At 58.9% G+C, this 24,559-nt stretch carries 23 protein-coding genes; 18 read left to right on the top strand and 5 right to left on the bottom strand.

Going from position 1 to position 24,559, the window contains the following annotated elements; genetic code table 11:
• Window positions 1-7 precede the first annotated feature (7 nt).
• The 9 genes from MJP36_RS22070 to MJP36_RS22030 all read left to right on the top strand — a co-directional run bounded on the left by MJP36_RS22070 (window position 8) and on the right by MJP36_RS22030 (window position 9,193).
• Window positions 8-865, top strand: a complete 858-nt coding sequence (locus MJP36_RS22070; RefSeq protein ID WP_244384001.1) for a dTDP-4-dehydrorhamnose reductase family protein — start codon at window positions 8-10, stop codon at window positions 863-865.
• Window positions 866-880: 15 nt separating this feature from the next.
• The gene (locus MJP36_RS22065; RefSeq protein ID WP_104995872.1) at window positions 881-1,891 is read left to right on the top strand and encodes a nucleoside-diphosphate sugar epimerase/dehydratase; all 1,011 of its coding nucleotides are present in this window, start codon (window positions 881-883) and stop codon (window positions 1,889-1,891) included.
• Entirely contained in the window at window positions 1,884-3,011 is a 1,128-nt protein-coding gene (wecB, locus tag MJP36_RS22060) for a non-hydrolyzing UDP-N-acetylglucosamine 2-epimerase (RefSeq protein ID WP_161548814.1), read from the top strand. Before MJP36_RS22065 ends, wecB begins: the two co-directional genes overlap by 8 nt.
• Before the next feature lie 14 nt (window positions 3,012-3,025).
• Window positions 3,026-3,985: a UDP-glucose 4-epimerase family protein gene (locus MJP36_RS22055; protein WP_104995874.1), complete on the top strand. Its 960-nt coding sequence runs from the start codon at window positions 3,026-3,028 to the stop codon at window positions 3,983-3,985.
• Window positions 3,982-5,010, top strand: a complete 1,029-nt coding sequence (locus MJP36_RS22050) for an MraY family glycosyltransferase (protein ID WP_104995875.1) — start codon at window positions 3,982-3,984, stop codon at window positions 5,008-5,010. Before MJP36_RS22055 ends, MJP36_RS22050 begins: the two co-directional genes overlap by 4 nt.
• 94 nt (window positions 5,011-5,104) lie before the next feature.
• Window positions 5,105-7,099 (top strand): polysaccharide biosynthesis protein, encoded by a 1,995-nt coding sequence (locus tag MJP36_RS22045; protein WP_104995876.1) that lies wholly within the window; start codon window positions 5,105-5,107, stop codon window positions 7,097-7,099.
• Window positions 7,100-7,210: 111 nt separating this feature from the next.
• Entirely contained in the window at window positions 7,211-7,543 is a 333-nt protein-coding gene (locus MJP36_RS22040; protein WP_060753225.1) for a ComEA family DNA-binding protein, read from the top strand.
• 142 nt (window positions 7,544-7,685) lie between these two features.
• A complete protein-coding gene (locus tag MJP36_RS22035; protein ID WP_244384000.1) occupies window positions 7,686-8,330 on the top strand; it encodes a GntR family transcriptional regulator in 645 nt (214 codons plus the stop codon).
• Between the two features lie 14 nt (window positions 8,331-8,344).
• Window positions 8,345-9,193, top strand: a complete 849-nt coding sequence (locus MJP36_RS22030) for an urea carboxylase-associated family protein (protein WP_161548817.1) — start codon at window positions 8,345-8,347, stop codon at window positions 9,191-9,193.
• Window positions 9,194-9,199: 6 nt separating this feature from the next.
• Here MJP36_RS22030 and MJP36_RS22025 read toward each other — a convergent pair whose 3' ends face one another.
• Window positions 9,200-9,367 carry a DUF2897 family protein gene (locus MJP36_RS22025; RefSeq protein ID WP_008437727.1) on the bottom strand — a complete coding sequence of 56 codons (168 nt, stop codon included), beginning with the start codon at window positions 9,365-9,367 and terminating at the stop codon, window positions 9,200-9,202.
• 109 nt (window positions 9,368-9,476) lie between these two features.
• Window positions 9,477-10,841, bottom strand: coding sequence for an ethanolamine permease (eat, locus tag MJP36_RS22020; RefSeq protein ID WP_060753228.1), 1,365 nt, complete (start codon window positions 10,839-10,841; stop codon window positions 9,477-9,479).
• Between the two features lie 400 nt (window positions 10,842-11,241).
• Between eat and kdpF the strand changes: the two genes are divergently transcribed.
• From kdpF to MJP36_RS21990, 6 genes are all read left to right on the top strand, one after another.
• Entirely contained in the window at window positions 11,242-11,331 is a 90-nt protein-coding gene (gene kdpF, locus MJP36_RS22015) for a K(+)-transporting ATPase subunit F (RefSeq protein ID WP_057703805.1), read from the top strand.
• Window positions 11,332-11,340: 9 nt separating this feature from the next.
• Window positions 11,341-13,035 (top strand): potassium-transporting ATPase subunit KdpA, encoded by a 1,695-nt coding sequence (kdpA, locus tag MJP36_RS22010; protein ID WP_104995878.1) that lies wholly within the window; start codon window positions 11,341-11,343, stop codon window positions 13,033-13,035.
• Window positions 13,036-13,049: 14 nt separating this feature from the next.
• Window positions 13,050-15,107, top strand: a complete 2,058-nt coding sequence (gene kdpB / locus MJP36_RS22005) for a potassium-transporting ATPase subunit KdpB (RefSeq protein ID WP_174554020.1) — start codon at window positions 13,050-13,052, stop codon at window positions 15,105-15,107.
• 39 nt (window positions 15,108-15,146) lie between these two features.
• Window positions 15,147-15,692: a potassium-transporting ATPase subunit KdpC gene (kdpC, locus tag MJP36_RS22000; protein ID WP_090366052.1), complete on the top strand. Its 546-nt coding sequence runs from the start codon at window positions 15,147-15,149 to the stop codon at window positions 15,690-15,692.
• Between the two features lie 145 nt (window positions 15,693-15,837).
• Complete coding sequence (locus tag MJP36_RS21995) at window positions 15,838-18,489, top strand: sensor histidine kinase (RefSeq protein WP_104995880.1); 2,652 nt, start codon at window positions 15,838-15,840, stop codon at window positions 18,487-18,489.
• Window positions 18,490-18,526: 37 nt separating this feature from the next.
• A complete protein-coding gene (locus MJP36_RS21990; RefSeq protein WP_090366049.1) occupies window positions 18,527-19,216 on the top strand; it encodes a response regulator in 690 nt (229 codons plus the stop codon).
• A 124-nt stretch (window positions 19,217-19,340) separates the two neighbouring features.
• On the opposite strand, the gene MJP36_RS21985 is transcribed toward MJP36_RS21990, so the two are convergent.
• On the bottom strand, window positions 19,341-20,378 hold the full coding sequence (locus tag MJP36_RS21985; RefSeq protein ID WP_060753234.1) for a patatin-like phospholipase family protein: 1,038 nt from the start codon (window positions 20,376-20,378) through the stop codon (window positions 19,341-19,343).
• 216 nt (window positions 20,379-20,594) lie between these two features.
• Between MJP36_RS21985 and MJP36_RS21980 the strand changes: the two genes are divergently transcribed.
• The 3 genes from MJP36_RS21980 to MJP36_RS21970 all read left to right on the top strand — a co-directional run bounded on the left by MJP36_RS21980 (window position 20,595) and on the right by MJP36_RS21970 (window position 22,563).
• Window positions 20,595-20,873, top strand: coding sequence for a hypothetical protein (locus MJP36_RS21980; RefSeq protein ID WP_017734442.1), 279 nt, complete (start codon window positions 20,595-20,597; stop codon window positions 20,871-20,873).
• Between the two features lie 40 nt (window positions 20,874-20,913).
• On the top strand, window positions 20,914-21,675 hold the full coding sequence (locus MJP36_RS21975; RefSeq protein WP_244383999.1) for a CHAD domain-containing protein: 762 nt from the start codon (window positions 20,914-20,916) through the stop codon (window positions 21,673-21,675).
• Window positions 21,676-21,765: 90 nt separating this feature from the next.
• Window positions 21,766-22,563 (top strand): acyl-CoA thioesterase, encoded by a 798-nt coding sequence (locus MJP36_RS21970; protein ID WP_244383998.1) that lies wholly within the window; start codon window positions 21,766-21,768, stop codon window positions 22,561-22,563.
• A gap of 2 nt (window positions 22,564-22,565) precedes the next feature.
• Here the strand turns inward: MJP36_RS21970 and MJP36_RS21965 are convergent, their stop codons facing one another.
• Together MJP36_RS21965 and MJP36_RS21960 are read right to left on the bottom strand one after the other, a co-directional pair.
• A complete protein-coding gene (locus tag MJP36_RS21965; protein ID WP_060753237.1) occupies window positions 22,566-22,928 on the bottom strand; it encodes a DUF962 domain-containing protein in 363 nt (120 codons plus the stop codon).
• 116 nt (window positions 22,929-23,044) lie between these two features.
• A complete protein-coding gene (locus tag MJP36_RS21960; RefSeq protein ID WP_244383997.1) occupies window positions 23,045-24,514 on the bottom strand; it encodes a methyl-accepting chemotaxis protein in 1,470 nt (489 codons plus the stop codon).
• Between the last annotated feature and the right edge of the window lie 45 nt (window positions 24,515-24,559).

Raw genomic sequence — 24,559 nt, 5'->3', positions numbered from 1 at the left:
ATTAATGATGAAGATATTAGTGCTTGGCGTGACGGGGATGTTAGGGAGTGCTGTATTCAAGTACATTGCCAATCACACCGAACATAGTGTGTTCGGCACTATGCGTGGAAAAGGAGGGGCGAAGCACTTTGAAGAGAAGCATAGAGATCACTTCTATTCTGATATAGATGTTCTTGATTATGAGTCATTAGTCGGTGTGTTCGAGAAAAATCGCCCGGACGTTGTCATAAACTGTGTAGGCCTGATCAAGCAGTTGGCTCAAGCCAAAGACCCGCTGTCAACGTTGCCATTGAATTCGATGTTGCCGCATCGATTGTCAAAGCTATGCAAGTTGACGGGGGCTCGTCTCGTTCATATTAGTACCGATTGCGTATTTACCGGTGCCAAAGGCATGTATGTTGAGTCGGATCTGTCCGATGCGGAAGACTTGTATGGCAAATCTAAGTTTATCGGTGAGCTGCATGATGAAGAGCATGCGATTACTTTGCGAACCTCTATTATTGGTCACGAGCTGGCCAGTTGCTCCTCTCTGGTTGATTGGTTCCTATCTCAGGAAGGGGCAGTGAAAGGCTTCACGAAAGCGATTTTCTCCGGCGTACCCACCGCAGAGCTGGCGCGCATCATTGTTGATTTTGTGTTGCCTCACAAGGAATTGTTCGGGCTTTACCATGTGTCCGTTGCACCTATTGACAAGTTCACCTTGCTGAATGAAATCGCCAAAGTCTATGAGAAGAATATTGACATCGTAGCTGATGAACAATTGGTTATTGACCGCTCTCTGGATTCGACACGTTTTCGTGAAGCAGTCGGTTATGTGCCACCGGCCTGGCCGGATCTTATTAAGTTTATGCGCGCTCAGCGATAATTTAGGAGTTTTTTGATGTTTGATAATAAAGTTTTAATGATTACCGGTGGTACTGGCTCTTTCGGTAATACGGTTTTGAAGCGTTTTCTTGATACGAACGTAAAAGAAATTCGCGTATTTAGCCGTGACGAAAAAAAACAAGAAGACATGCGCATTGCGCTCGGTAATGACAAGGTAAAGTTTTATATCGGCGACGTACGTGATTACAACAGTATTTCCCAAGCTATGGTTGGGGTGAATTACATTTTCCATGCCGCCGCACTCAAGCAGGTTCCCTCGTGCGAGTTCTACCCGATGGAGGCCGTCAAAACCAACGTGCTGGGTACCGAGAACGTTCTGAACGCGGCGATTGCCAATAATGTGGAACGTGTTGTGGTCTTGAGCACCGACAAAGCGGTTTACCCAATCAACGCAATGGGCATTTCCAAGGCGATGGCGGAGAAGTTGGTAGTCGCCAAGTCCCGCATGATTCCGAAGGCCGGCCCGGTCATTTGCTCCACACGCTACGGTAACGTTATGGCGTCCCGTGGTTCTGTCATTCCATTGTTCATCAATCAGCTCAAGCAGGGCGGTGAACTGACCGTTACCGACCCTAATATGACGCGTTTCCTGATGTCCCTGGAAGACTCGGTCGATTTGGTGCTGCATGCATTCGAGCACGCTGAGCAAGGTGATATTTTCGTTCAGAAAGCCCCGGCTTCCACGGTAGAAGTTCTGGCTCAGGCATTGAAAGAACTCTTCAACCGCTTGAACTCAATTAAAGTCATCGGCACTCGCCACGGCGAGAAACTGTATGAGTCTTTGATTTCTCGTGAAGAAATGGCCAAAGCTGAAGATATGGGCCGTTACTATCGTATCCCGGCGGATAATCGCGACCTCAACTACGAGAAGTATTTCGTTGAAGGCGAAACCGAGATCTCCGAATTGGACGACTATACCTCCCACAACACCGAACGTCTCGACGTGGAAGGTGTTAAAAAGCTGTTGCTCAAGCTGGACTTCATTCAGGAGCAACTCAATGCTTAAGGTTATGACCCTGGTAGGAACTCGCCCGGAACTCATCAAGATGAGCCGAGTGATTGCAGAGTTGGATAAGCAGACTAATCATATTTTGGTCCACTCTGGTCAAAACTATGATTTTGAGCTCAATCAGGTATTTTTTGATGACCTGGAGATTCGCAAACCGGACTATTTTCTAGGCGCCGTCGGTGAGACCGCTGCCCAGACCATCGCACAGGTCATTGAGAAGTCCGATGAGCTTTTTGAGAAGGAAAAGCCGGACGCTCTGTTACTTTACGGTGATACCAACACCTGTTTGGCGGTTATCGCCGCCAAGCGTAGAAAGATTCCAGTGTTTCACATGGAAGCCGGTAATCGTTGCTTTGACCAGCGCGTGCCCGAGGAACTGAACCGCAAGGTATTGGATCACTTGAGCGATATCAACATGGTGCTGACCGAGCACGCTCGTCGGTACCTGCTTGATGAAGGCGTACGCCCGGAAACCATTATCAAGACGGGTTCCCACATGGAAGAAGTCTTGAATCATTACATGCCTAAGATCGAAGCCTCGGACGTGTTGGCGCGAGAAGGGCTGGAAACGGGGCGTTATTTCATTGTCAGCACGCACCGTGAGGAAAACGTTGATACCCCAGAGAACCTTCGCGACTTGCTGGGTTCCCTGAAGGCTTTGGCTGACCAATATCAATACCCGGTGATCGTGTCTACGCATCCACGTACGCGCAAGCGTCTCGAGGCGTTGGGTGAGTCGCTTGATCATCCATTGATTCGTTTCGTCAAGCCGTTCGGCTTGCTGGACTACATCAAGTTGCAGATGGGCGCTTACTGCATTCTTTCTGACAGCGGCACAATCACTGAAGAAGCTTCTCTTCTGAATCTGCCGGCCGTCACGATCCGTAACGCCCATGAGCGTCCGGAAGGTATGGACGAGGGTACGCTGATCATGTGTGGTTTGAAAACCGAGCGCGTTCTCAACGCTGTTCGTGTGGTGACATCACAACATGTACGCGGCGAGCGCAATATTGCGGTGGTCGATGATTACCTCGGCGGCGCCGTGTCCAAGAAAGTCGTGCGAATCGTGCACAGTTATACCGATTACATTAACCGCACCGTTTGGTCGAAGTCATAAGCAAGGAGCTTTGTGTGCAGATATTTGTGACTGGAGCATCGGGATTTGTTGGTGGTCGGTTGGTTCGAGTTTTAGCCGCTCGCACTGATATTCGAGTCACTGTAGCTGTAAGAGGGGCGAATTTTACTTGCCCTGAAGCAGAGCAGGTCGTCCGGTTCGACGATCTTTCGACCGCGAGCTTTTCATCCGAACTCAATGGTATTGATACCGTGGTGCATTGCGCGGCTCGCGTACATGTCATGAACGACCAGGAAGCTGACCCGCTGGAGGCTTTTCGTCGTGCGAATGTGGAAGGTACTCTAAACCTTGCACGTCAGGCTGCTGCAGCGGGCGTAAGGCGGTTTGTGTTTCTCAGTTCGATCAAGGTCAATGGCGAAAGCACTGCACCGGGTGCACCTTTTACAGCCGACCAAGCGGGTAATCCGTCAGACCCTTACGGTGTTTCGAAGATGGAAGCTGAGCAGGGGTTGCGTCAGTTGGCCTCGACCACTGGAATGGAGGTCGTGATTATTCGCCCCGTACTGGTCTATGGGCCAGGTGTGAAAGCTAACTTTCGCAGCATGATGCGTTGGCTGCATAAAGGTGTGCCATTGCCTTTTGGCGCTATTCATAACGCCCGCAGTCTGGTTGCCTTGGACAACCTGGTCGATTTGATCATCACTTGCGTCAGTCACCCGGCTGCGGCTAATCAGACGTTCATGGTCAGTGATGGTGAAGATTTATCAACCACCACATTACTGCGCAAAATGGCATCTGCGTTGGGTAAGCCGGCGCGTCTTCTTCCTGTGCCCGCTGTACTGTTAAGCGTAGGGGCGAACATGCTGGGTAAGCGTAGTTTGTCACAGCGCTTGTGTGGTTCATTGCAGGTCGATATCGCCAAGACACGTTCCGTCTTGGGATGGATGCCTCCACTGTCGGTAAATGAGGCGTTGAAGGTCACTGCGTCGGATTTCATGGAAAATGAAAAGAAATGAGTTACTGGTGGATTGTTCCTGCTGTTGCGTTGGTCTCATTTGTGATGACCGCTGTCATCCGTCGATACGCGCTTTCGCGAAGCATCATTGATATCCCGAATGCGCGCAGCTCGCACTCGGTACCCACGCCTCGAGGCGGTGGGGTAGCGATTGTGCTTGCCTTCCTTGCTGTTATTCCGCTGCTGGCATGGCTTGGGCTGGTATCTACGGACTCGTTGGTTGCAGTAGGGGGGGCCGGAGCCCTGGTTGCAGTGCTGGGCTTCATGGACGATCACGGCCATATCGCTGCTCGTTGGCGTTTGGTTGGCCATTTTTCCGCAGCCATTTGGGCGTTGTTCTGGCTCAACGGGCTCGCTCCGCTGAGCGTTTTTGGATGGACTCTGGAGCTCGGTATAGTCGGTAGCGTACTGGCTGCTGTGTATATGGTGTGGATGCTCAACCTCTATAATTTCATGGACGGAATCGATGGTATCGCCAGTGTTGAGGCAATGTGCGCATGTCTGGGAGCCTGCTTGCTTTATACGATGAGCGGACATCAGGATATGATCTGGTTGCCCTTGCTATTGGCTGCTGCGGTGGGAGCGTTTCTACTCTGGAATTTCCCACCCGCAAAAATATTCATGGGTGATGCCGGAAGTGGATTTTTGGGTGTCATCTTAGCCTGCTTCTCCATCCAGGCTGCGTGGACTCAATCGTCATTCTTCTGGGCCTGGTTGATATTGCTGGGGGTATTTGTGGTCGATGCAACCTTCACTTTGGTACGGCGCTTATTGCGCGGTGATAAGGTTTACGAAGCTCATCGCAGCCATGCTTACCAATTTGCTTCGCGTAAATTCGGCAAACATCTGCCTGTGACTTTGGCAGTGGCGGCCATCAATGTATTCTGGCTTTTGCCCATATCCATGGGTGTTGTTTTATACGGTTTGGATGGCGCCTGGGGGCTGGTTCTCGGCTATCTACCGCTGGTTGCTCTGGCGATAAAATTTCATGCTGGCGAGCTTGAGAAGCCGAGTGTTGGCAAATAAGTAGTATCTGCAGCCAGACTGGACGTTATGACGACTCCATATTTGGCGCTGCGAGCACAAGGCATTGGAGTGTATAGAGGTGTTTGAAGAGGCTATGGATAAGTTACGGGCGTATTTGGTCGCGCTACCTAGACGAAAAAAACGACTGATTCAGATTGGTACTGATGTATTTTTGGTTTGGTTAGCCTTGTGGCTCGCGTTCGTCGTACGCCTGGGCGTTGACGAACTGGTTAATCCGGTTCGTGTGCACCTCTGGCTGTTCATTGCCGCTCCTATTGTCGGAATCCCTCTGTTCGTACGCTTCGGTATGTATCGAGCGGTGATGCGTTACTTCGGTAACGATGCACTTATCGCGATTATTAAAGCGGTCAGCCTGTCGTCACTGATTCTCGGTGTGGTCGTCTACTGGTACAGCAACCACCAGAACGTGGTTCCACGTTCCATAATTTTCAACTATTGGTGGTTGAGCCTCATTATGGTTGGTGGCCTGCGCCTGGCAATGCGTCAGTATTTTCTGGGTGACTGGTTTGCCGCGTCACAGCATGTCCCGTTCACCAGTCGTGACGATGGCCTGTCGCGTGTTGCCATCTATGGTGCTGGTGCTGCGGGGAACCAATTGGTTGCTGCTTTGCGTATGGGCAGAGTGATGCGTCCAGTCGCCTTTATCGACGATGACGTCAGTATTACTGATCGCGTTATCTCCGGGCTGCAAGTCTATAAGCCAAAGCACATCCAGCGAATGATCGACGCCACTGGCGCTCAAGAAATCCTGCTCGCAATCCCTTCATCGAACCGTGGACGCCGTCGCGAAATCCTGGGGTTCCTCGAAGGCTTTCCTCTCCACGTACGAAGCGTTCCAGGTTTCATGGACCTCGCCAGCGGCCGTGTAAAGGTGGATGACATCCAGGAAGTCGACATTGCCGACCTGTTAGGGCGTGACGCGGTGCCTGCACAAGGCGAATTGCTGGAGCGCTGCATTAAAGGAAAAAGTGTCCTTGTGACCGGCGCGGGTGGGTCGATCGGATCCGAGCTATGCCGACAAATCCTGGCTTTGCGACCGACTACATTGCTGCTGTTCGAACACAGCGAATTCAACCTCTACAGCATCCTTTCGGAACTGGAGCAGCGAATCACCCGTGAGTCGCTCCCGGTGAAGCTGTTGCCGATCCTGGGCTCTGTGCGCAATCAGTCTAAACTGCTTGATGTGATGAAAACCTGGCACGTCGATACGGTCTATCATGCCGCCGCCTACAAGCATGTGCCCATGGTTGAACACAACATCGCCGAGGGGGTGTTGAACAATGTGATCGGCACATTGAATACCGCCCAGGCTGCATTGCAGGCGGGAGTGGAGAACTTTGTTCTGATCTCGACGGACAAGGCAGTTCGTCCTACCAATGTCATGGGCAGTACCAAACGCTTGGCTGAGTTGACTTTGCAAGCCCTGAGTCGCGAATTGGCACCCGTACTGTTCGGTGACAAATCCAATGTCTCGCGGGTCAATAAAACTCGTTTCACCATGGTGCGCTTTGGCAATGTGCTGGGTTCTTCGGGTTCGGTGATTCCGCTCTTCCACAAGCAGATCAAGTCGGGTGGCCCGCTCACGGTGACCCACCCCAAGATCACCCGTTACTTCATGACTATCCCTGAGGCCGCGCAGTTGGTGATTCAGGCAGGCTCTATGGGCCTTGGTGGTGATGTATTTGTGCTGGACATGGGGGAACCGGTAAAAATCGTCGAGCTCGCGGAGAAGATGATTCACCTGTCTGGCCTGAGTGTTCGCTCAGACAAGAACCCGCACGGCGATATAGCCATCGAGTTTTCCGGCTTGCGGCCTGGTGAAAAACTTTACGAAGAGTTGCTGATCGGTGACAACGTGGTCGCCACCCAGCACCCGATGATCATGAGCGCCAACGAAGACCATCTCGCTTGGGACGTACTCAAAGGGAAGCTGAGCGAGCTGCTTGCCGCCGTGGATGAGGACGATTACACCCGAGTCCGCCAGTTACTGCGCGACACCGTCAGCGGCTACTCTCCCGACGGCGAAATTGTCGACTGGATCTACCAGCAGCGTCGCCTCGAGCCCTGAGCTAACACCCTGTTACTCACTCACTTTTGACTCTCTCCTAACATCACCTAAGTTAGAAAAGCAGCTTCGGAAAAGCTGCTTTTCTCTTACCGATGTCATGGAGCGTCACCAATGCAAAACGCGTACATCTCTTCCCTTATCTTCGCCTTCCTCACCAGCTTCTCAGTCGCTACCATCGCGGCTCCATCCGCCAAGCCGGAAGCTCCGGCCGCCGTTGCGGCGCAGAAGGTCCAGGTCGAGCAATCCGCCAAGGTCAACCTTAACGCCGCTGACGCCGAAACCCTGCGTCGCGATCTGTTTGGTATCGGAGCGGCCAAAGCCAAGGCGATCATCGCCTATCGTGAAAGCAACGGCCCCTTCACGGCGGTAGATGAGTTGTTGGAAGTGAAGGGCATCGGCAAGGCGTTGCTGGAGAAAAATCGCGACAGGCTGATCATCAATTGAATATGTGAAAAAGCGCCCAGGAGGCCGGTCATTGACCGGCCTTTTCTGCATCTGAAACCTTATCGGCAGGATGTCCCAACAACCTTGGCATGAAAAGTGATTACCTCTGTTCCCGGCATTGTTCAACAATCCTGAGGTAACGATGACTCTCAATTTGTCCCTGGCTGACCAGATCGCCCTCGAATTACGTGCCGATATCATCGGCGGGCGTTTGCTGCCAGGTATGGCGCTGGTCGAAGGTGACCTGGTCAAGGGATACAACGCTTCGCGCAATACCATCCGCGAAGCGCTGCATCGTCTAGGGCAGGAAGGGCTGACGCGCTATATACGCAACAAAGGTGTGATGGTCCGGCGCTTGGAAAGGGAGGAGGTGCGCGACCTGTTCGTCGTACGCCGCACTCTGGAGCTGCAGGCTATTGCCCAGAGCGGCGCGCTGACGACTGATCAGGCCGCACACATGCAAAACGCGATTGAGGCAACCAGCCTCGCCCGTGAGCGTGAGGATTGGCGAGCAATGGCCACTCACAGCCTGCTGTTCCATCAGCAGATTGTCAGGTTGATGCGCAGCCCGTTGTTCGATGAGTTTTTCGCCCAGGTGATTGCCCAACTGCGGTTGGTGTTCTGTGCCGCCCCTGATGAGCAGCGTTTCCAGTCGCCCTGGCTGGAGCGCGACCGCGAGATTTACCAGTTACTGATCCAGGAAGATAAATTGGCGGCAGGGGAGGCGATGAGCCTTTACCTGGACGATTCCGAACGCCTTTCCCTTGCCTTGTTTGATCACCCTTGAAGGAGGGTTGCCCCATGTACAAAGACTACCCAGCTGCTTACCAAGTCAGCAAAGGCTCTGCGCTGCAAGTCGATACGGCGTTCTATGAGCGTATTCGTGACCGGGCCGGCCAGCGTACGCTGATCGAACAGTTCGAGGTGCCAATTCGGACGGGGAGGGCGTGGAAGGTGCCGGCCGGGCATGTGTTCCGTGTCACTACGCCGGTGGGCCCGCAGGTGGGTGACTTCAACGTGTGGAACGCCAATGACCCGCGCGAACGTCTGTGGGCGGCACGCACGAGACAATTGCAAGGCGCCCATGTCAGCACCCACGACCGGTTATGGTCCAACCTGCCATTTTTAAGACCTTTGGTAACGATCACCGATGACAGTCTGGCCAGCTATGGCATCGATGAACATGGCGGTCGTTTGCATGATCTGCTGGGCACGCGGTGCGATCCGTATGTGAACCGCATGCTGACAGGCGAGGACTTCCATCATCATTGCCACTCCAACCTCACGCGTGCGGTATTGCCCCACGGCCTGACGGAATTCGATGTGCATGACGTGCTGAATATCTTCCAGTGCACCGGGCTCAATCATGACGATATGTACTTCATGAAGGCCTGTCCGGCGCAGAAGGGCGATTACCTGGAGTTCTTCGCCGAGATCGATCTGCTGTGCGCATTGTCGACTTGCCCTGGCGGAGATCTCTCGCTGCCGATGTGGGGGCCGGACGCGCAGGACCCGTTGACGGTGTGCCGTCCGCTGGGGGTCGAAATCTACCGATTGGAGGATGAGTTATTGGACGGCTGGACTCAGCCTGAGCGTGCTGCCTACAGGGGGCAGCACGGTTTGCACATTGCCAAGGCGGCCTGGGAGTAAACCGGCTTAGCGATCCTGCGCATCCTTGGCGTCGGCCTGGGCGTTGCGTTCGGCCACGCGTTTACGTTGTTCGTCGGTGAGTTCCACCTTGTTGGCGCTGTCACGCAGCATCAGCAGCCCACCGACGATCGACCCGATCGCTACCACTAAAATCAACCACGCATACCACGGCATAAGGCTCTCCTTGAGGCGGACTATCGTGGGAGAATTTTCCCACAGTAGTACCGCTTTGAGTCACGGGCATTCTGAGTAGTTCAGTGTAGGCCCGTTCCGCCTCAATATCTCAGAGCCCGGTCAACATCGCATCCGCCGGTGCGTCGGCGCGGTCCTGTGCGGTCATCTGGAAGTACACGAACCCCACCAGCATGAAACCCAGGAAGATCAAGCCGATCAGCGCATTGAACCAGGCCATGGCCACCAGGCATACCACGGCCAGCACCAGCGCAATGCCCGGCACGATGGGATAGCCCGGCGCGCGGAACGTACGTTCCAGCAGTGGCTCGGTCTTACGCAGCTTGAACAGGCTGAGCATGCTCATGATGTACATCACGATGGCACCGAACACCGCCATGGTGATCATGGCCGCTGTCAGTGTCATGCCGCCCAGGTTGATCAGGCCATCGCTGTAGATGGCGGCGATGCCGACCACGCCACCGGCGATGATCGCCCGGTGCGGTGTCTGAAAACGTGACAGTTTGGCCAGGAAGGACGGCAAGTAGCCGGCACGCGCCAGGGCAAAGAACTGACGCGAGTAGCCGAGGATGATGCCGTGGAAACTGGCCACCAGCCCGAACAGGCCGATCCAGACCAGCATGTGCAGCCAGCCCGAACCGTTACCGACCACGGCCTTCATGGCTTGGGGCAGCGGGTCGTTGATGTTCGACAGCGCACGCCAGTCGCCCACGCCGCCGGCAAAGAACATCACGCCCATGGCCAGGATTACCAGCGTCAGGATGCCGCTGATATAGGCTTTCGGGATGGTGCGTTTCGGATCTTTCGCCTCTTCGGCCGCCATGGCGGCACCTTCAATAGCCAGGAAGAACCAGATGGCGAAGGGGATCGCCGCGAACATCCCGGCAATCGCCGGCGCGCCGAAGGTATCCGCACCGGCCCAGCCATTGAGGGCAAAGTTGCTGAAGCTGAATGCCGGCGCGACCACGCCCATGAAGACCAGCAATTCGGCGACCGCGAGTACACACACCACCAGTTCGAACGTGGCAGCGAGCTTCACACCGAGAATGTTGAGGCCCATGAACACGATGTAGGCACCGACGGCTGCGTGTTTCGGGTCCAGTGCGGGGAACTGCACATTCAGGTAAGCACCGATGGCCAAGGCGATGGCGGGGGGCGCAAACACAAACTCGATCAAGGTCGCGAGGCCGGCGATCAAGCCGCCTTTTTCACCAAAGGCGCGGCGGCTGTAGGCAAACGGCCCGCCGGCATGGGGGATGGCAGTCGTCAGCTCGGTGAAGCTGAAGATAAAGCAGGTGTACATCGCCGCGACCATCAGCGACGTCACCAGGAACCCCAGCGTGCCTGCCACGCCCCAGCCGTAGCTCCAGCCAAAATACTCGCCGGAAATCACCAGGCCGACCGCGATGCCCCACAGGTGCAAGGTGCCCAAAGTGGGTTTGAGTTGTGTATTCATTATGGGGTGCTCCCTGAACCGGTTGGAATGATTCAAGGTGTTGCAGCGGCCATGCCAGCCCACGCAACCGTGTCGTAAAGACACGCGACTGTCGTCGGGGGAACGGTTTGGCGTTTGAAAGTCGCTGGAGTTGCACCAGCAAAGTGCGGCAGAGACTCGACTGGCGCTTTCGCGAGCAAGCCCGCTCCCACACTTGACCGCGTATTTTCTGATGAACCTCGGTGAAGTGTGGGAGCGGGCTTGCTCGCGAAGAGGCCCTCCCAGCCCCTGTAAACCTCCTGTAAAGCCACTCTTTACGCCGTCTTTACGCCCCACCCACGCCCTCGGTCTCGTTCCTTTACGCCGCTCCTGCGGACAATTGCCTCACACGCGGCAATCGCCGTAAAACGGAGAGACTTCCATGAGCGTTCTGGACGCGGTGTCACTGCTATTGGCCGTGGCGCTGTTCATTTATCTGCTGGTTGCGCTGTTACGCGCGGATCGGAACTAGGAGCGGGCTATGCACAGTTATGACTATTGGCTGATCATCGCCTTTTTTGCCGTGGTGCTGGTGCCGGCGCCGTTCCTGGGGCGGTTCTACTACAAGGTGATGGAAGGCCAGCGCACGTGGTTGAGCCCGGTTCTGGCGCCGGTGGAAAAAGCCTGCTATCGCCTGTCGGGCGTCGACGAGCACCAGGAGCAAAGCTGGCAGAAGTACACGCTGGCGCTGATCGCGTTCAACCTGGCCGGTTTTGTGTTGCTGTTCGCGATCCTGCTGTTCCAGGACTACCTCCCACTGAACCCGCAGAAATTGCCGGGGCAGGAGTGGACGCTGGCCTTCAACACCGCGGTCAGTTTCATGACCAATACCAACTGGCAGAACTACAGCGGCGAAGCGTCCCTGAGTTACCTCAGCCAGATGGTCGGCCTGACCGTGCAGAACTTCGTCAGCGCCGCCACCGGCCTGGCCGTCCTGGTCGCGCTCTGCCGCGGTATCGGTCGCAAGTCCACCAAGACCTTGGGTAACTTCTGGGTCGATATGACCCGCGCCACCCTCTATGGCTTGTTGCCCTTGTGCCTGGTGCTTGCGCTGTTCCTGGTATGGCAGGGCGTACCGCAGACCTTCGCGCATTACGTGGACGCCGTGACCCTGCAAGGCGTGGATCAAGTGATTCCGCTGGGCCCTGCGGCCAGCCAGATTGCGATTAAACAATTGGGCACCAACGGCGGCGGTTTCTTCGGCGTCAACTCCGCCCATCCCTTCGAAGACCCGACTGCCTGGGCCAACCTGTTTGAATTGGCCGCGATCATCCTGATCCCCGTGGCACTGGTGTTCACCTTCGGTCACTACGTCAAGGACCTGCGCCAGAGCCGCGCGATCCTGGGTTGCATGCTGGCGCTGTTCCTGATTGGTGGCGCGACTTCGCTGTGGGCCGAATACCAGCCCAACCCGACCCTGAGCAACCCGGCGGTTGAGCAAACCGCACCGCTTGAGGGTAAAGAAGCGCGCTTCGGCACCACCGGCACCGTGCTGTGGTCGGTGACTACCACGGCGGCGTCCAACGGTTCGGTCAACGGCATGCAAGACAGCCTCAATCCCCTGAGCGGGATGGTGGCGCTGGTCAACATGATGGTCGGCGAAGTGATCTTCGGCGGCGTCGGCGCGGGCATGTACGGCATGTTGCTCAACGTGTTGATCGCGGTCTTCCTCGCCGGCCTGATGATCGGCCGTACTCCCGAATACCTGGGCAAGAAGCTGCAGGCCAAGGAAGTGCAATTGCTCGTCGTGACCCTGCTGGTCATGCCGGTGGGTGTGCTGGTACTCGGCGCTATCGCCGCCAGCCTGCCCGGCCCGGCCGGTGCCATCAGTAACCCAGGGCCGCACGGGTTCAGCCAGTTGCTGTATGCCTATACCTCGGCCAGCGCCAACAACGGCTCGGCGTTCGGCGGTTTCAGTGGCAACACCGCGTTCCATAACCTGATGTTGGGCCTGGGCATGTTGATCGGCCGCTTCGGCTACATCCTTCCGGTACTGGCCCTGGCCGGTAGCCTGGCGATGAAGAAGACCGCGCCGATCGGCCAGAACAGCTTCCCCACCCACGGCCCGCTGTTCGTGACGTTGTTGACCGTGACCATCTTGCTGGTGGGCGGCCTGACTTTCCTGCCGACACTGGCGTTGGGCCCCATCGCCGAACACTTGAGCATGGGCTTCTGATAAGGGATATGACAATGAATATGCCTGCAAAAAATGCGGCTTCCGTAGCCACCCAGGAACCCGCCAAAACCGCCATCTCCGCCCTGTGGCGCCCGGCGCTGGGCCAGGCTTTCGTCAAGCTGGACCCACGGCAGCTGCAACGCTCGCCGGTCATGCTGGTGGTGGAACTGACCGCCATCCTGACGACCGTGTTGTGCTTCGTGCCCGACACCGCCGTGCCGACCTTTGTCGCCGTGCAAATCGCGGTGTGGCTGTGGTTCACCGTGTTGTTCGCCAACTTCGCCGAAGCCTTGGCCGAAGGTCGCGGCAAGGCCCGCGCCGACAGCCTCAAGGCCGGCAGTGAAGGTCTGAGCGCACGGCGTAAAGAGGCCGATGGCAGTTTCAAGGTGGTGCCGGCCACCAGCCTGCGCAAAGGCGATGTGGTCCGCGTTGCCGCCGGGGAAATGATCCCCGGTGACGGCGAGGTCATCGAAGGGATCGCGGCGGTCAACGAAGCGGCGATCACGGGCGAATCCGCGCCGGTGATCCGCGAGTCCGGCGGCGACCGTTCGGCCGTCACCGGCAACACCCGGCTGGTGTCGGACTGGTTGCTGATCCGCATCAGCGCCAACCCCGGTGAGTCGACCCTGGATCGTATGATCGCCCTCGTGGAAGGCGCCAAACGTCAGAAAACCCCCAACGAAGTCGCGTTGGACATTTTGCTGATCGGCCTGACCCTGATCTTCCTGTTGGTGGTGGTGACCCTGCAGCCGTTCGCTCACTTCGCCAATGGCAGCTTGCCGCTGGTGTTCCTGGTCGCACTGCTGGTGACGTTGATTCCTACCACCATTGGTGGGCTGTTGTCGGCCATCGGTATCGCCGGCATGGACCGCCTGGTGCGCCTCAACGTGATTGCCAAGTCCGGACGTGCCGTGGAAGCGGCGGGGGATGTACACGTATTGCTGCTGGATAAGACCGGCACCATCACGTTCGGCAACCGTCGCTGCGCGGCCGTGCTCGCAGCGCCTGGCGTCAGCGGTCGGGACCTGGCCGAAGGTGCCTTGCTGGCGTCGCTGGCGGACGACACGGCCGAAGGCAAGTCCATTGTCGAATACCTGCGCGCCCTGCACCCCCAGGCCGAGCCGACCCTGGATCAACTGACCGCCGTGCCGTTCAGTGCCGAAACCCGTTTATCGGGTGTCGACTACCAGGGCCGTGTGTACCGCAAAGGTGCCGTGGATTCGCTGCTGGCATTCATTGGCCAACAACGTCGTGATCTGCAACCGGCACTGTCCCGCGAAATCGACAAGATCGCCCAGAGCGGCGGCACACCGCTGCTGGTGTGCGCCGATGGCAAATTGCTAGGTGCGATCCATCTCAAGGACGTGGTCAAGCCTGGCATCCGCGAGCGTTTCGCCGAGTTGCGCAAACTGGGCATCCGCACGGTGATGGTCACCGGCGACAACCCGCTGACCGCCGCCGCGATTGCCGCCGAGGCGGGTGTGGATGACGTGTTGGCCGAAGCCACGCCGGAGAAGAAACTCGCCCGCATTCGCCACGAACAGAACGACGGCCGGTTGGTAGCGATGTGCGGTGACGGCGCCAACGATGCCCCGGCACTGGCCCAGGCCGACGTCGGCATGGCGATGAATGATGGCACCCAGGCCGCTCGCGAAGCCGCCAACATGGTCGACCTCGACAGCGACCCGACCAAGCTGCTGGACGTGGTACAGATCGGCAAGGAATTACTGGTCACCCGTGGTGCGTTGACCACCTTTTCCATCGCCAACGACGTGGCCAAGTATTTCGCGATCCTGCCGGCGCTGTTTGCCGCGATCTACCCGCAGTTGGGCGTGCTCAACGTCATGCACTTGCAGAGCCCGCAAAGCGCGATTCTCTCGGCCATCGTGTTCAACGCGCTGATCATCGTGGTGCTGATTCCGCTGGCGCTGCGCGGTGTGCGCGTGCAGGCGGCAAGTGCGGCGGCGCTGTTGCGGCGCAACCTGCTGATCTATGGGCTGGGCGGGATTCTGGTGCCGTTCGTGGGTATCAAGGCGATCGACATGCTGTTGACCGCACTGCACCTGGTGTAACCCACCCCACTGGTTTGTCGATTTATTGAGGATGTGAAGATGACTAACATGATCCGCCCGGCCCTGAGCCTGCTGGTCCTCATGACCCTGATCACCGGCGTGGCTTACCCCTTGGTCGTCACCGGTGTCGCCCAGGTGGCGTTTCCCGACCAGGCCAATGGCAGCCTGGTGCGCGATGATAGCGGCAAGGTGCGCGGCTCCAGCCTGATCGCACAGGACTTTACCGGTGACAGCTGGTTCCATCCGCGCCCGTCGGCCGGTGCCTTTGCGACGGTGTCCAGCAGCGCCAGCAACCTGGGCCCAAGCAACCCGGCGCTGGCGACGCGCATTTTTGATGACGCGAATAAACAGTGGGTGCCCAGCCAGGGCCCGGTCCCTCTGGCATCGCTGACTACCTCCGGCAGCGGTCTTGATCCACACTTGCCACCGCAGGCAATTGCCTATCAACTGGCGCGGGTGGCGGCCGCGCGGAATGTGCCGGTCTCGACCTTGCAGCGGTTGTTGGATGAACATATCGAAAGCCCGTTGGTGGGGCCGCCGGTGGTTAATGTATTGGCACTGAACATGGCCCTGGAAAAACTCTGATCCCGTGTGGGAGGGGGCTTGCTCCCGATAGCGGTGTCTCAGCTACAGATAATGCAACTGACCCACCGCTATCGGGAGCAAGCCCCTTCCCACCGTTGATCTTCATCGAGCCAGATTAGATAAATACCTGAAGGACACTGCCCGCATGAGCGACTCCGGCCGCGCCGATGCCCTGTTAGCCGAACTGCCCCGGGACGGCCGTGGCCGGCTCAAAGTTTTCCTCGGTGCCGCGCCGGGTGTGGGCAAGACCTACGCCATGCTCCAGGCCGCGCACACCCAGCTGCGCCAGGGCGTGCGGCTGATCGCCGGGGTGGTCGAAACCCACGGTCGCGCCGAAACCGAAGCCCTGCTCAGTGGCCTGCCGCAGCAACCCTTGGTACGCAGCGAATACCGCGGCGTGATGCTCGAAGAAATGGACCTCGACGGCCTGCTGACCGCCAAACCCAAGCTGGTGCTGGTGGACGAACTGGCCCACAGCAACGCCCCCGGCAGCCGTCACGAAAAACGCTGGCAAGACATCCAGGAGCTGCTCGCCGCCGGCATCAACGTGTTCACCACGGTCAACGTCCAGCACCTGGAAAGCCTCAACGACCAGGTCCGTGGCATCACGGGCGTGCAAGTGCGTGAAACCCTGCCGGACTGGGTGCTGCAAGAGGCTGACGAATTACTCTTGATCGACCTGCCATCGCGTGAGCTGCTGGAGCGTTTGCGCGACGGCAAAGTCTACGTGCCGGAACAGGCGCGCGCGGCGATCGACGCGTTTTTTACCCAGACCAACCTGATGGCTTTGCGTGAGCTGGCGATGCAAACCGCCGCCGCGCACGTCGATGATGACTTGGCTCAAGGCTATCGTCAGCTCGGCCAGGCGGCACCGACGGTACGCGGACGCTTGTTGGTGGGAGTGGATGGCGATGCCCAGGCCGAACGTCTGGTGCGGCACGCCAGCCGCGTGGCCCAGCGCCGGCATTTACCCTGGAGCCTGGTGCATGTCGACAACGGCCGCGCACGCGATGAGCAATCGCGCCTGCACCTGCAGAATGCCCAGCAACTGGCTGAGCGTCTTGGGGGGGAGGTCGTCCTGCTGCGGGCGGGGGAAGTGGCGAAAACCCTGATCCAGCATGCCGCCGAACGTCGCGCCAGCCTGTTGCTGGTGGGGCAGTCACGGATGCGTTGGCGCCGCCGCTTGTTTGGCGGTGGCTTGGCGGCGCGCTTGCTGCGCAATGCGCGGGGCCTGGAAATCAACGTGCTCGACAGCGACGACATGCCCGCACCGCCGCGTCTGCCGGACGTGCGCGGGCTGGTCTGGTTCGACTACGGCCTGGCGGTGCTGGCGACCATCGTCGCGGCGGCGTTGGCCTGGGCGGTGGCCAGTGTGTTGCCGCTGCCGAATATCTCCCTGGTGTTTCTCGCGGCCGTCTTGCTGGTGGCGGTACGCAGCAGCCTGGGACCGGCCCTGGTGTGCGCCGCGTTGTCGTTCCTGACCTACGACTTCCTGTTTATCCCACCGAATTTCTCGTTTGCCATCCAGCGTGAAGAAGACGTGCTGACCCTGCTGTTCTTCTTGTTGATGGCGGCCTTGACCGGCAACCTTGCTGCGCGCCAACGCCGGCAACTGCAGGCCCTGCGCGATACCCAGGAAGAAACCAGCGAACTGCTCGACCTGTCGCGCAAACTCACCGCCGCCACCGATCGCCAGGCGGTGATCAGTGCGGCGGCGCATCATCTGGAAGGCTGGAGTGACCTCGACCTGTGCCTGGTCAACCGTGACGGCCAGGGCGGTTGGAAGGTCGAGACCGGCAGCCCGCTGACCCTGACCGAAGCCGAACGCGCCGCTGCCGATTGGGCCTGGCAACACGATCAACCGGCCGGCATGGGCACGGGCACCTTGCCATTCGGGCGCTGGTGGTGGTGGCCGTTATCGGGTGAGGAGGGGCCTTTGGGGTTGCTCGGTGTCAGCCCCAAGCCCGGTCTGGAGTTGAGCGGCCAACGCCGTCGCTTGCTCACTGCGTTGAGCCAGCCGCTGGCGCAGGCGTTGGCGCGGGCTCAGTTGGGCCAGGAACTCGAATCGGCTCGGCTGCATGGCGAAACCGAACAGTTGCGCAGCGCGTTGCTGGCGTCGGTGTCCCACGATTTGCGCACGCCGTTGACCTCCATGCGCGGCAGCATCGACAGTCTGTTGGCTCTCGGCGAGGCGATCCCTCTGGAAGATCGCCGCGAGTTGCTTGAGGGCACCCGCGATGAAGCCGAGCGCCTCGACCGTTACATCCAGAACCTGCTGGATATGACGCGCCTGGGGCATGGTGCATTGAAGCTGGCGCGCGACTGGGTGTCACCCGGCGATATCGTCGGCAGTGCTCTCGCTCGTTTACGCGCCGTGCTGGCGCCGTTACGCGTAAGCACCGATGTGCCGGCTGAACTACCGCTGTTGTATGTCCATGCTGCGTTGATCGAACAAGCCTTGGTCAATGTGCTGGAAAACGCCGCACGTTTTTCGCCGCCTCAGGGCCGCTTGCAGCTGACTGCCGGCGTGGCGGACGAGCAGCTGTTTTTTGCGGTGGCCGATGAGGGCCCGGGGATTCCCGAGGATGAGCGGGCGAAGATTTTCGATATGTTCTACACCGCTGCCCGTGGTGACCGGGGCGGGCAGGGCACGGGCCTGGGCCTGGCGATCTGCCAGGGCATGGTGGGCGCGCACGGTGGGCATATCAGCGTGGCCGATGGCATCGACGGGCGGGGCACTTGCATCACTTTGTTCCTGCCTTTACCGACACAACCTGGCTTGGAACACGGGGCCTGAGCTACCCTCTTTTCTCCACGGATTTTGATTGGACACCATGAGCCAGACCGCGACGATTCTAGTCATTGATGACGAACCGCAGATCCGCAAATTCCTGCGCATCAGCCTGGCCTCCCAAGGCTATAAGGTGATCGAAGCCGGCACCGGCAACGAAGGCCTGGCCCAAGCGGCGTTGAGCAAACCGGACTTGCTGGTCCTTGACCTTGGCCTGCCCGATATGGACGGCCAGCAAGTGCTGCGCGAGTTTCGCGAGTGGTCGACCGTGCCGGTGCTGGTGCTGTCGGTGCGGGCCAGCGAAGGTCAGAAGGTCGAGGCCCTCGACGGCGGCGCCAATGACTACGTGACCAAGCCGTTCGGCATCCAGGAGTTTCTCGCCCGCGTGCGTGCATTGCTGCGCCAGGCACCGGTGGGTGAGGCCCAGGAGGCCGCCTTGAATTTCGGCCCCCTGACGGTGGACCTGGCCTATCGCCGCGTCCTGTTGGACGGTGCCGAAGTGGCGCTTACCCGCAAGGAATATGCGGTACTGGCGCAGTTGGCCCGGCATCCGGGGCGGGTGATTACCCAGCAACAACTGCTCAAGGACATCTGGGGGCCGACCCATACCGAGGATAGCCACTACCTGCGCATCGTCGTGGGCCATCTGCGGCAAAAGCTGGCGGACGACCCCACTCAGCCAAGGTTTATCGTGACCGAGGCGGGCGTGGGGTATCGGTTGTTGAATGCCTAGATTGCGGGTGCCTGTTCCGACGCCATCGGGAGCAACCCCCCACATTTGAGCACATTCCAAAAGTAGAACTCGGTCCCCTGGGAGGGGGCTTGCTCCCGATGAGGCCATCAGCTACAGCTCAACTTCAATGCTGCTCACTCTCATACCGATCCAGCGTATCACTGGCAATCTCCCGCCCCAGCGCGATCAACTCCGGCGCTTTGTAGAACTCGAAAAAACGGCACACCCGTTTCGGCACGTTGATCAGCACGTCGGGCGGGTAACCGGCAATCTTGTACTGCGCCAATGACGTCTGCATCACCTCGAAACTCTGGTTGATCAGGTCCAGCAGTGACGCCGGGCCGACGTTGTCGATGATGAACGAACCGGTTGCGGACTTTGGTGCGCCTTCTTTTTCCGGCGCTGCGGCGGGCTGTTGGGCCTCGGGTTCGGCCGACTCCAGCCATGGGTTGATCTCTGCCGCTTCGGCCTGCAATGCCTCCTGTTCCAGCTTCAGTAACTGTTCAGCCTGTTTACGTCGAAACGGCAGGTGTGAGCCCAGGGATCTGGCCAGGTTATTGAAGCGACTCTTGAACGCAGGCGGGCGCTGGATCACCGGCAACTGGTAGTGTTTTTGATTGGTGGCATTGAGGTTGACCGCGATGATCAAGTCGCAATGGCTCGACACCACCGGCACGATCGGCAATGGGTTGAGCAGGCCGCCGTCGACCAGCATGCGGTTGCCCTGCATCACGGGGGTAAACAGGCTGGGGATCGCCGCGGAGGCGCGCATGGCTTGGTGCAGGCAGCCTTCCTGGAACCAGATTTCCTGTTGGTTGGTCAGGTCGGTGGCGACGGCGGTGTAGGGAATGCGCAGCTCTTCGATATTGAGTTCGCCAACGATCTTGCGGATCTGCCCGAACACTTTCTCGCCACGAATCGCGCCCAGGCGAAAGCTCACATCCACCAGGCGCAGTACGTCGAGGTAGTCGAGGCTTTCGATCCAGTTTCGATACTCGTCCAGCTTGCCGGCGGCGTAGATCCCACCCACCACCGCGCCCATGGAACAGCCGGCGATACAGGCGATGTCATAGCCACGCCGTTCGATTTCTTCGATCACGCCGATATGGGCGTACCCTCGGGCTCCGCCGGAACCCAGTACCAAGGCCACACGTTTCTTCATGAGCTGATCCTTCGCAAAACAGTTGACCACAATGCGCTCATCCGAGGGGCGGCTCAATCTTCGTCGATGTGCGGAATATTTTTGCTGCTTGGCCAGGGCGCTCGGGTATGCTCTGGCGATCGTCAGTTATGCTTTTGGGCGGCCAGACAAGGCACTTTTCCTTGTAGGCAACGTCTACAGCCTACGACTGTTTCTGTTTATTTTGAGGTGTCATCGATGAAAGCCTGGATGTGTGTGCCTGTGATCGTGTTGGCCCTGGCCGGTTGCGCTGGGAAAACGGCTTACCGTGATAGCTGTGGCACGCAATTGGATGCCGCCTGGCATGAGCTGGACCTGGCCAAGGCTGAAGGCTTTGCCGGGACCGTCAGTTACTCCAAGGCCCTGTCTTTGTTGACTGGCGCCAAGACCCAGCAGCAATTCGAAGCCTTTGAGGGGTGCGCCAACAAGGCCGAGAAAGCACGCTTCTATATTCGTGAGTCGCGTGCCGGCCGATAAGCCGTAGCGACAGAGCATTTCATCGTCAGCGGAGGAAGGGATGTCAGCTTTGGTCGATCAGTTAGTCGCTCAGGTCATTGGCCTGGAAGTAGGGTTACTGAGCTGCCAGGCTCGCCTCGCTGCCGTCACCGACGATGAAGCCCTGCATGATCTGCGCACCACCGTGCGGCGTCTGCGTAGCCTTTTGCGGCCCCTGCGCGGCTTGCCGGGGGTGGAGCAACTTGAATTGGCCGCCAGTGCGGTGGGTCAATTGACCACGCCCCTGCGCGACCGAGAAGTACTGGCCGCCTACCTGCACCAGCAGGGTTATCATGAGGCGGCTGCGCGGCGTTTGCGCTTGCAGCCCGAGGCTTATCGGCAGGTTGCGCAATGCCCCGAAGTGGCCCATCTGCTGTTGATCCTCGATGCTTTCCCAAGGTTTATTCGTGCGTCCGAGCACCAGAAGTTGCTCAAGGGCTTGCGCCCGCGCATCGAAAAGCGTCTCGCCAAGCAATGGCAAAAGCTCGGTGACGCCTTGAAGGACCCCGATCATGACCGTCACCGTCTACGGTTGCTGATCAAGCGCGTGCGCTACGCGGCCGAGGCGTATCCCAACCTGGACAAACTCCCCGCCAAAGCGATGTCCCGTCTCAAGCGTGCCCAAAGCGCGTTGGGCGATTGGCACGACTGCTGGCAGTGGCTGGCCCAGGCCGAACACCAAGCGGATTTGCAACCCTGCGTTGCGGTGTGGCATCGCACCATGGCCCAGGCAGAAGGGCACGCGGATCGGGTGCTGGATAAACTCAGCGCCGATTGTTTCTGAACCGGTCCGGTTTTTGGCCGGTATGGGCGCTGTGCAGTCACCCCACGCTGGTTAAGATCACCCCATCCGTGTTCTTGATGTGAGGTCCCGATGCGCTTTAGTGATCTGCTCGATGCCGCCCGTAGCAACCCGCTGGATGTGACCATTCCGGCCGAATGGGGCCAGGGTCGGGCTACGTTTGGTGGGTTGGTCGCCGCCTTGCAATATGAAGCCCTGCGCGCCCAGGTACCGGCGGACCGTCCGTTACGCTCACTGGCGATCACCTTCGTCGGCCCGGTTGAGCCGGGGGTAGCCGCCAGTTACCACGTGGAAGTATTGCGCGAAGGCAAAGCCGTCAGCCAGTTACTCGGCCGTGTGGTACAGAACGGCGAAGTCGCGACCGTGGTCCAGGCCAGCTTTGGCGCTGCGCGTGAGTCGCAGATTAACGTCGCAAGTGAACCTGCGCCGGCTTTCAAACACTGGGATGAATGCCAGGAGTTGCCGTACATCAAAGGCGTCACCCCTGAGTTCATGCGGCACCTGGCCATGCGATGGAGTGTCGGCGGGCTGCCGTTCACCGGCAATAAATCACGCGATATGGGCGGTTGGGTGCGCCTGCGGGGCGATGTGAAGGAAGAGGCATTGACCGAGGCGCATATCCTCGCTCTGGTGGACGCTTGGCCACCGGCCTTGCTGCCGCACCTGAGCAAACCCGCGCCGGGCAGCACCCTGACCTGGACCATCGAATTTATCCAGCCGTTGCAGCACCTGACCACCCTCGATTGGTGCCAGTACTACGTCAATATCGAACACGCCCGCGACGGCTACGGGCATGCTGCTGCCGCACTCTGGAGCCCGACCGGCGAGTTGATCGCCATCAGCCGCCAGAGCGTCGTGGTCTTCGCCTGACCTCAATGCCGGTGGCGCTGTCGCCAGGCACGCCACCAGCCACCGCTCAATACAAAACGCGGAAACGTCACGAACTGTTCGACCACCAGCCGTTGCACCGCATCTTTACGATCACTGAAGGGCTCACTGGCCTGAGTTTCCAGGCTATGGCCATGGCGCTGCAACGCCAGGCCGGCCAGGATGCCGATGATGCCCACGGCAACACTAACCAGGCTCAGGCTGAACACCCCGGATACGATCAACAGAAACCCGATGATGAACAGCGGCACGGCAATCAGGTGCAGCGCCAGGTTGGTCGGGTGTTGATGGTTCTGTGGGTAGTTACGCCATTGCCAGGCGGGGAGATTGGGGTGACGTTTGCCCATGATGGTGAATCCTCTGTCCGTTGAAACAACATGCAGAGGAGTTTAGGCGGGGTGGGGCGGGTGGGCGAATTGCGGCTGACTATGGGGGCCATAGCCAGCCTTGCTTGGCTATTGCGTCATAGCTTCAGCTGACCGATCGCCTTGCTCAGTGCTCCAGCCAGCGTCGCCAGTTCATTGCTGGTGCTGGCCGAGCCCACGGTCTGTTGTACGGTGTTTTCCGTCACATCGCGAATACTCACCACCGCGCGGTTCATTTCTTCGGCGACATGGCTTTGCTGCTCGGCGGCCACGGCGATCTGCGTGTTGCTTTCGCGCATCTGTGCCACGGCCCCCGTGATTTCGGCCAGTGCGGCGCCGGCTTCCTGGGCCTGCTGCACGCAGTCGTCGGCCTTGAATGAGCTTTCCTGCATGAAATCCACCGCATCGCGAGTACCGGCTTGCAGCGCCGAGACCATGCGGGTGATTTCATCGGTGGAGCTTTGCACGCGTTTGGCGAGGTTGCGCACTTCGTCGGCGACCACGGCGAAGCCCCGGCCCATTTCCCCGGCGCGAGCGGCTTCGATGGCGGCGTTGAGGGCGAGCAGGTTGGTCTGTTCGGCGATGCTGTGGATCACACTGACCACGCCGTTGATTTTCTGGCTGTCCTCGGCCAGTTTCTGGATCATTTGCGCCGTTTGTTGCACGCCGGTGGACAGCCCGGCAATGGAGTGTTGCACGCGGATGACCACCTCCTGGCCGCTGCCGGCAAGGGTGTCGGCGGTCTGGGACAGGTCGCGGGTGGCGCCGGCGTGTTGGGCGATGTGGTGGACGGTGGCGGTCATCTCATTAATCGCCGTGGCGGCCTGGTCGGTTTCGCTCTGCTGGCCGAGCATGCCGTGTTGCACTTCGTTCATGCTGCTGGCCAGGCGTGCGGCGCCCTCGTCCAGTTGCCGAGCGGTGCTTGCCACGGTGTTGACCACGCGCTGGTAGCCGGCCTGCATGGCGTTGAACGCGCTGGCCATCTGGCCGACTTCGTCTTTGCAGGCCAGGGGCACGCGGGCCGACAGATCGCCGGTTTTCTCAACGTGCAGCATCACGTCCTTGAGGGTATTGAGTTGACTGAGCAGGAAACGGATCAGCAGTTGCGAGGCACCGAGCATCGCCAGCATCAGGATCAGCACCGCCACGGCGTAGTTGGCGAAACGTTCGGCGAAGACCTGGCTCAGGCTGCGTCCGTAGGCCAACACGGCGATCTGTGGCCCGTCGGCACTTGTAATGACGTCAGCACCGATCAGCGGGTTTTCACCGAACAGGGCCCTGTGATTCAGCTCGACCCAGCCGCTGGCGCTGCTGAGGGCTGACAGATCCTGTGGGACTTGGCCCCGGGCAAACGTCAACCAATGCTCGTCCGTGGGCAGCGCCTTGTCGGCAGGCCAGGCCGCGAGCAATCGTGCTTGCGCTTGCGCCGAGGTTTGGGCCGCATCGTTGCGTGCCTGTTGTTCGAGCTGCACGGCGTACAACACCAGCAACAGGGTGGTGATGAAGGCCACCGCGTTGACGGCCCAGAATTTGTATTTCAGCGAGATATTGCTAAGCCAGGCACCCATGGAAGGTTTTCTCTGATAGCGGAAACAGCATTGGCAAGGTGCCAT

This window comes from Pseudomonas palleroniana (genome assembly GCF_022836895.1).
Taxonomy (GTDB): Bacteria; Pseudomonadota; Gammaproteobacteria; order Pseudomonadales; family Pseudomonadaceae; genus Aquipseudomonas; species Aquipseudomonas palleroniana.
Note: the sequence above shows the minus strand (reverse complement) of the source record. Positions and strands in the feature narration are given on the sequence as shown.

Bases quoted from the DNA above. Each gene is read 5' to 3' on its own strand.
- MJP36_RS22070 (WP_244384001.1), top strand. From the start codon at position 8: ATGAAGATATTAGTGCTTGGCGTGACGGGGATGTTAGGGAGTGCTGTA.
- MJP36_RS22065 (WP_104995872.1), top strand. From the start codon at position 881: ATGTTTGATAATAAAGTTTTAATGATTACCGGTGGTACTGGCTCTTTC.
- wecB (WP_161548814.1), top strand. From the start codon at position 1,884: ATGCTTAAGGTTATGACCCTGGTAGGAACTCGCCCGGAACTCATCAAG.
- MJP36_RS22050 (WP_104995875.1), top strand. From the start codon at position 3,982: ATGAGTTACTGGTGGATTGTTCCTGCTGTTGCGTTGGTCTCATTTGTG.
- MJP36_RS22045 (WP_104995876.1), top strand. From the start codon at position 5,105: ATGGATAAGTTACGGGCGTATTTGGTCGCGCTACCTAGACGAAAAAAA.
- MJP36_RS22040 (WP_060753225.1), top strand. From the start codon at position 7,211: ATGCAAAACGCGTACATCTCTTCCCTTATCTTCGCCTTCCTCACCAGC.
- MJP36_RS22035 (WP_244384000.1), top strand. From the start codon at position 7,686: ATGACTCTCAATTTGTCCCTGGCTGACCAGATCGCCCTCGAATTACGT.
- MJP36_RS22030 (WP_161548817.1), top strand. From the start codon at position 8,345: ATGTACAAAGACTACCCAGCTGCTTACCAAGTCAGCAAAGGCTCTGCG.
- MJP36_RS22025 (WP_008437727.1), bottom strand. From the start codon at position 9,367: ATGCCGTGGTATGCGTGGTTGATTTTAGTGGTAGCGATCGGGTCGATC.
- eat (WP_060753228.1), bottom strand. From the start codon at position 10,841: ATGAATACACAACTCAAACCCACTTTGGGCACCTTGCACCTGTGGGGC.
- kdpF (WP_057703805.1), top strand. From the start codon at position 11,242: ATGAGCGTTCTGGACGCGGTGTCACTGCTATTGGCCGTGGCGCTGTTC.
- kdpA (WP_104995878.1), top strand. From the start codon at position 11,341: ATGCACAGTTATGACTATTGGCTGATCATCGCCTTTTTTGCCGTGGTG.
- kdpB (WP_174554020.1), top strand. From the start codon at position 13,050: ATGAATATGCCTGCAAAAAATGCGGCTTCCGTAGCCACCCAGGAACCC.
- kdpC (WP_090366052.1), top strand. From the start codon at position 15,147: ATGACTAACATGATCCGCCCGGCCCTGAGCCTGCTGGTCCTCATGACC.
- MJP36_RS21995 (WP_104995880.1), top strand. From the start codon at position 15,838: ATGAGCGACTCCGGCCGCGCCGATGCCCTGTTAGCCGAACTGCCCCGG.
- MJP36_RS21990 (WP_090366049.1), top strand. From the start codon at position 18,527: ATGAGCCAGACCGCGACGATTCTAGTCATTGATGACGAACCGCAGATC.
- MJP36_RS21985 (WP_060753234.1), bottom strand. From the start codon at position 20,378: ATGAAGAAACGTGTGGCCTTGGTACTGGGTTCCGGCGGAGCCCGAGGG.
- MJP36_RS21980 (WP_017734442.1), top strand. From the start codon at position 20,595: ATGAAAGCCTGGATGTGTGTGCCTGTGATCGTGTTGGCCCTGGCCGGT.
- MJP36_RS21975 (WP_244383999.1), top strand. From the start codon at position 20,914: ATGTCAGCTTTGGTCGATCAGTTAGTCGCTCAGGTCATTGGCCTGGAA.
- MJP36_RS21970 (WP_244383998.1), top strand. From the start codon at position 21,766: ATGCGCTTTAGTGATCTGCTCGATGCCGCCCGTAGCAACCCGCTGGAT.
- MJP36_RS21965 (WP_060753237.1), bottom strand. From the start codon at position 22,928: ATGGGCAAACGTCACCCCAATCTCCCCGCCTGGCAATGGCGTAACTAC.
- MJP36_RS21960 (WP_244383997.1), bottom strand. From the start codon at position 24,514: ATGGGTGCCTGGCTTAGCAATATCTCGCTGAAATACAAATTCTGGGCC.